Below are 6,125 nucleotides of genomic sequence, written 5' to 3' on the forward strand. Positions count from 1 at the left end.
CTATATCGCCCCGCAGTTCATGACCGATCCCGACCGCCTCGAAGCGGTCCTGGACGATACCTACGTCCTGCTGGTCGCCTCCAAGGTCTCGGCGAACAAAGATCTGCTCCCGGTGCTGGAGGCCGTCATGCAGACCGGTAGACCACTGCTGGTCATCGCCGAGGACATCGAAGCGGAAGCGTTCGCCACACTGCTGCTCAACAAGGTCCGTGGTGTGTTCAAGTCCGTGGCCGTCAAGGCCCCGGGCTTCGGTGACCGCCGCAAGGCCATGCTGCAGGACATCGCGGTGCTGACCGGCGGCCAGGTGATCAGCGAGGACATCGGCCTCAAGCTGGAGAACACCTCGCTCGACATGCTCGGCCAGGCCAAGCGCGTCGTGGTGACCAAGGACGAGACCACCATCGTCGATGGCGCCGGCGACACCGAGGACATCGCGGGTCGCGTCAACGCGATCCGGGTCGAGATCGAGAACAGCGACTCGGACTATGACCGCGAGAAGCTCCAGGAGCGTCTCGCCAAGCTGGCCGGCGGCGTCGCCGTCATCAAGGCCGGTGCTGCCACCGAGGTCGAGCTCAAGGAGCGCAAGCACCGCATCGAAGACGCCGTCCGCAACGCGAAGGCCGCGGTCGAGGAGGGCATCGTCCCCGGTGGTGGCGTCGCGTTGCTGCAGGCGGGCGCCGGTGCGTTCGACAAGATCGAGCTTGAGGGCGACGAGGCCACGGGTGCTGCGATCGTCAAGCGCGCTCTGGAGGAGCCGCTCAAGCGGATCGCCATCAACGCCGGCCTCGAGGGCGGCGTCGTGGCCGAGCGGGTTCGCTCGCTCAAGCCGGGCGAGGGTCTCAACGCCGCGACCGGCGAGTACGTCAACATGTTCGAGGCGGGGATCATCGACCCGGCCAAGGTGACGCGCTCGGCGTTGCAGAACGCCGCGTCCATCGCGGCGCTGTTCCTGACCACTGAGGCCGTCGTCACCGAGAAACCGGAGAAGGAGGAGGTCCCGGCCGCCGATACGGCCGGCGGTATGGGCTTCTAGAGGGAGTCTGTCCAACCCTCGATCGTCAGGGCCGACCCGTCACCGGTATTGGGAGCTGGGAGGACCGCACTCTCCGAACAAGTGCACCGCCCCGGTGTCCCGAGCGCCTTCCAGGCATGAACCTCCTGGTCAGAGCGGTGGGGCCGAGCAATCGGTCTCACCGCTCTCGGTGCGAACGGCACCACTCCGTTGCCCTGATGCAACAGGGGGAGACGTCCATGGTCACGGGCGCCGACCCCGTGAACCACGTGGCGGCGGCTAGCCCTGAACGGTTGGACGGATGGTGATATCGCCGATTTCGACGTCGTGGGGCTGTTCGATGGCGAAGGCGATGGCGCGGGCGACGGCTTCTGGCGCGATGGCGAACTCGTCCATGGTGTGGCGGATCTGCTCGCGGACTTGAGCGTTGTCGATCGAGTCGGCGAGTTCGGTGCGGACGAAGCCCGGCGACACCGCTGTCGTCCGCAGCACGCCATCGGTCGACTCTTGCCGCAGTCCTTCCAGGAGAGTGCGAACGGCGTTCTTGGTCGCGGCGTAGACCGCCTGGGTAGGGACGATCTTCAGGCCGGACGTCGACACCGTGGTCACCAGGTGGCCGTGGCCCTGTCGGCGGAATACCGGCAGCGCGGCGGCGATGCCGTGGAGCACCCCGCGGAGGTTGACGTCGATCATCGCCGACCAACCGTCGACGTCGAGGTCGGCTACGGGCCCGATCTTGCTGATGCCGGCGTTGCTCACCAGCACGTCGAGCCGGCCGAACTCCGCCACGGCCCGGCCGACGAGTCCTTCGAGGTCCTCGCGCCGGGCGACGTCCGTGGCGCAGGTGATGGCACGTCCACCGCGGTCGCGGATGTTCTCGGCGAGCTCGTCGAGGCGCTGTGTCCGGCGCGCGCCGAGGACGACGACCGCGCCGCGCTCGGCGAGCAGGCGTGCCGTGGCTTCGCCGATGCCACTGCTCGCTCCGGTGATGGCGACGACCTTGCCGCTGATGGCGGTCATGGGAGTCCCTTCGGGTAAAGTGGACACGTGTCCGGTTGGCTCAGGCTAGCGGACACGTGTCCACTTAGCCAGTCGTCGAGCAGAGGAACGATGGACTCAACCCGCCGCCGGGCCGACGCCGCCGACAATCGCGCACGGATCATCCGGGCCGCACGAGTGGTCATCGCGAATGCGGACGAGCTGAAGCTCAACGCGGTCGCCAAACAGGCAGGGGTCGGCCAGGGCACCCTCTACCGCCACTTTCCGACCCGCGAGGATCTACTCGCCGAGGTCTATCGTGAGGACGTCGACGAGCTCGTGGCGGCAGCGCCGGCGCTGCTCGCCGAGCACGAACCGCTCGCCGCGCTGGCTCGCTGGTTCGATCGGGTGGTCGACTATGCGCGGGTCAAGCGCGGAGTGTTCGCCGCCGTCGAAGTGGCGGTGTGGCAGGACCTCTCCGCGCACAGCCTCGGCCCGATCGGTGATGCGCTGACCGCACTCCTCGATGCCGGCAAGGCCGACGGGTCCATTCGCTCTGACGTCGACGCCCGTGACGTCATCCTGCTCATCGGCTATCTGACCCGCCTCGAGCAGGCCGAGTGGGACGCCAGGGCCAGGCACCTGCTCCAGATCGTCCTCGACGGATTGCGCGTCCATTCTTGAGCAGCCCGTCGGGCGACGAGGAACAGTGCACTCCCGGGCGGAAGTGGAGCGCCCGCCGCCGGGTGGAGAGCTCGGAGGAGCCTTGATCAGCTCAGGTCGTGCTCGCCGCACTTGACGCGACGGGTGAACACCCGCCACGCGGTGGCGGCGAAGACGAGCCGGGGCCCGTCGGGGTCCTTGGAATCGCGCACGGCGACCGCCGGGTCCAGAGATGCGACCTCGACACACTCGCCACCTGATGAATCGCTGCGGCTGCTCTTGCGCCATTGGACGGACGAGATGTCGTGCATGTTCACATGCCCTCCATGACCGCTCGAATGAGCTGCTCTGAGTCCTCGGCCGTCAAGGCGGCGGACCTCACTACTTGATCGAAGACTACGACACGCTCATCGACGTCGTCGGTGCTCTCAAGTAGAGGACCATAACTACCCGCGCTGTCCATATAGCAGATATCGGACCGCTCGTCGAAGCTCAGGATCACGAATCCGCTCGCCTGGTAGACCGGGGCGTCGGTCGGCACGAGCTGGATGGTGATGTGCGGTTCTCCGGCCAGGTCGAGCAAGCGCTGCAATTGCGCCTTCATCACCTGCCCGCTCCCGACGACGCGCCGAACGGCGATCTCACAGAGCAGGACGAGCATCCACGGTGGGTCCTCGCCGGCCAGGATTTCCTGCCGTCGCATTCGAGCGGCGAAAAGCTCCTCGAACTTCTCCGGCCGCTGACCGACCTTGAGCACCGCTCGGGCATAGTCCCCGGTCTGGAACAGGCCGGGGATCAACAGTGGCGCGAAGATCTTGATGTAGGTCGCCTCGACCTCGGCCTCGGCGAACGGGCGGAAGCCCGGCGGCAGGATCTGGAACTGACCGACGAGTTTGATCCATTCCCAGAGCCGGTGAAAGGTTCCGTTCGTCGTGAAGAAGGTGTCGCAGTCCTTGGCGAACTCCTCAGACGGGGTGCTCTTGCGCTGTTCGATCTGGCCGATCCACTGGGCGGTGTAACCGAGTTGGTCGGCGAACTGAGGGCGAGAAAGCCCGGCGGCCTCGCGGTAGGCGCGTAACTCGGCCCCGAAGTAGTCGGCGGGCGATTGTGGAGTTCCAAGTTCTCGGGGGCGACGAGGCATGGAAGAACCTCCGGGGTTGGAAAGCGGCGCATTTTCTACTGCGCCGGAGTGGTCGGTCCGCGTGGGCTTCTGGCCCTTCCCGACCTTAGTGTGATTACAGAGGGCTTGTTCGCCGTAACGGACGGAAACCGGCGGCCGGTCGATAAATCACGTGCGCGGGCCGGACCGGCCACTCGATACTCGTGATCACGTACGGCCGGTCGTCGCAATCCCATCGAGCAGTGAAAGGACACAACCCATGGCCACCACCACACGGATGGATCTGGCCAAGGTCCGCAACATCGGGATCATGGCCCACATCGACGCGGGCAAGACGACGACCACCGAGCGGATCCTGTACTACACCGGTGTCTCCTACAAGATCGGTGAAGTGCACCACGGGAACACGACGATGGACTACACGGACCAGGAGCGCGAACGCGGCATCACGATCACGTCGGCCGCGGTCACCTGCCACTGGCCACTCGACGGCGCCGATCACACCGTCAACATCATCGACACTCCGGGCCATGTCGACTTCACCGTCGAGGTGGAGCGCTGCCTGCGAGTGCTCGACGGTGCCGTGACGGTGTTCGACGGGGTCGCCGGGGTGGAGCCGCAGTCCGAGACCGTGTGGCACCAGGCCGACAGGTACGGCGTACCGCGGATCTGTTTCGTCAACAAGCTCGACCGCATCGGCGCCGACTTCCTTCGCTGCGTCGACATGATCGTCGATCGGCTCGGGGCGGTGCCGCTGGTCGTGCAGTTGCCGATCGGTGTCGAGGCCGGCTTCACCGGTGTCGTCGACCTGGTCCGGATGAAGGCGTACGTGTGGTCCGCCGAGGCCGAGCTCGGCGAGGCCTACGACGTCGTCGACATCCCGGACACGCATGCCGAGGCCGCGAAAGAGTGGCGCGGCAGGCTTCTCGAGGCGCTCGCCGAGCACGACGAGGACATCATGCGGCTGTACGCGGACGGTCTGGAGCCGCCTGCGGAACGCCTGCATGCGGCGATCCGGCGGGTCACCATCGCGTCCGGCAGGTCGAAGGGCACCACGGTCACGCCTGTGCTCTGCGGCACCGCGTTCAAGAACAAGGGCGTCCAGCCCCTGCTCGACGCGGTGGTGCGCTATCTGCCGTCCCCGCTCGACATCGGGGCGGTCGACGGCGAGGGCGGAGTCAGGCGCAGGCCGTCCGACGACGAGCCGCTGGCCGCGCTCGCCTTCAAGATCATGACCGATCCGCACCTCGGCAAGCTCACCTTCGTCCGGATCTACTCCGGTCGCCTGGAGTCGGGTACGGCGGTGCTCAACTCCGTCAAGGGCCGGAAGGAGCGGATCGGCAAGATCTACCGGATGCACGCGGACAAGCGGCTGGAGCTGGAGTCGGCGGGCGCCGGCGACATCGTCGTCGTCATGGGGCTGAAACAGACCACGACCGGCGAGACGCTGTGCGACGACCGTGACCAGGTGGTCCTCGAGTCCATGGACTTCCCCGCGCCGGTCCTCGAGGTGGCCATCGAGGCGAGGTCCCAGGGCAACGAGGAACGGCTCCGGCTGGCGATCCAGCGGCTCGCGGAGGAGGACCCCTCCTTCCAGGCGCACACCGACAAGGAGACCGGCCAGACCGTCATCGGCGGGATGGGCGAACTGCACCTGGCGATCCTCGTCGGCCGGATGGAACGCGAGTTCAGGGTCGAGGCCAACGTCGGCCGCCCGAGGGTCTCCTACCGGGAGACCATCCGCAGGCCGGTCGAGAAGGTCGACTACACGCACAAGAAACAGACGGGAGGCAAGGGGCAGTACGCCAAGGTGCAGATCTCGATCGAACCGATGGCGGACGGCTACGAGTTCGTGAACAAGGTCACGGGCGGCCGCGTGCCGAAGGAGTTCATCCCTTCGGTGGACGCCGGCTGCCAGGACGCGATGCAGCACGGCATCCTCGCCGGCTACGAGATGACGGGCGTACGCGTCACGCTTCTCGACGGCGCCTTCCACGAGCAGGACTCCTCCGAGCTCGCGTTCCGGCAGGCCGGATTCCACGTGTTCAAGGAGGCCGCCCGCCAGGCCTCGCCGGTGCTCCTGGAACCGGTGATGGCCGTCGAGGTCACCACGCCGGGCGATTACCTGGGCGAGGTCATCGGCGATCTGAACGCGCGCCGCGGCCATGTCCAGGCCATGGAGGAACGGGCCGGTGCCCGGATCATCCAGGGCCTGGTGCCGCTGTCGGAGATGTTCGGCTATGTCGGCGATCTCCGTAGCCAGACCTCGGGACGGGCGAGCTACTCGATGCAGTTCGACTCGCATGCCGAGGTCCCGCGCAGCCTGGTCGAGGCGATCGTCGCCAAGGCATG

General features: G+C 66.9%; 6 protein-coding genes. 3 read left to right on the plus strand and 3 right to left on the minus strand.

Annotation, left to right across the window (positions count from 1 at the left end):
• The coding region (groEL, locus tag HKK72_RS34670) for a chaperonin GroEL (protein WP_187238636.1) at window positions 1–1,033 on the plus strand (1,033 nt) is incomplete at its 5' end.
• Between the two features lie 258 nt (window positions 1,034–1,291).
• On the opposite strand, the gene HKK72_RS34675 is transcribed toward groEL, so the two are convergent.
• Entirely contained in the window at window positions 1,292–2,032 is a 741-nt protein-coding gene (locus HKK72_RS34675) for an SDR family oxidoreductase (RefSeq protein ID WP_187238637.1), read from the minus strand.
• A gap of 90 nt (window positions 2,033–2,122) precedes the next feature.
• Between HKK72_RS34675 and HKK72_RS34680 the strand changes: the two genes are divergently transcribed.
• Complete coding sequence (locus HKK72_RS34680) at window positions 2,123–2,674, plus strand: TetR/AcrR family transcriptional regulator (RefSeq protein WP_187238638.1); 552 nt, start codon at window positions 2,123–2,125, stop codon at window positions 2,672–2,674.
• A gap of 86 nt (window positions 2,675–2,760) precedes the next feature.
• Here the strand turns inward: HKK72_RS34680 and HKK72_RS34685 are convergent, their stop codons facing one another.
• Window positions 2,761–2,964 carry a DUF397 domain-containing protein gene (locus HKK72_RS34685; protein WP_187238641.1) on the minus strand — a complete coding sequence of 68 codons (204 nt, stop codon included), beginning with the start codon at window positions 2,962–2,964 and terminating at the stop codon, window positions 2,761–2,763.
• Between the two features lie 2 nt (window positions 2,965–2,966).
• Window positions 2,967–3,794, minus strand: coding sequence for a helix-turn-helix domain-containing protein (locus tag HKK72_RS34690; protein WP_187238639.1), 828 nt, complete (start codon window positions 3,792–3,794; stop codon window positions 2,967–2,969).
• Between the two features lie 238 nt (window positions 3,795–4,032).
• Here HKK72_RS34690 and fusA point away from each other — a divergent pair.
• Window positions 4,033–6,125: elongation factor G (fusA, locus tag HKK72_RS34695; RefSeq protein ID WP_187238640.1), on the plus strand; the 2,093-nt coding region annotated here is incomplete at its 3' end.

It is taken from the genome of Actinomadura sp. HBU206391, assembly GCF_014323665.1.
In the GTDB taxonomy this organism is placed as follows: domain Bacteria; phylum Actinomycetota; class Actinomycetes; order Streptosporangiales; family Streptosporangiaceae; genus Actinomadura_C.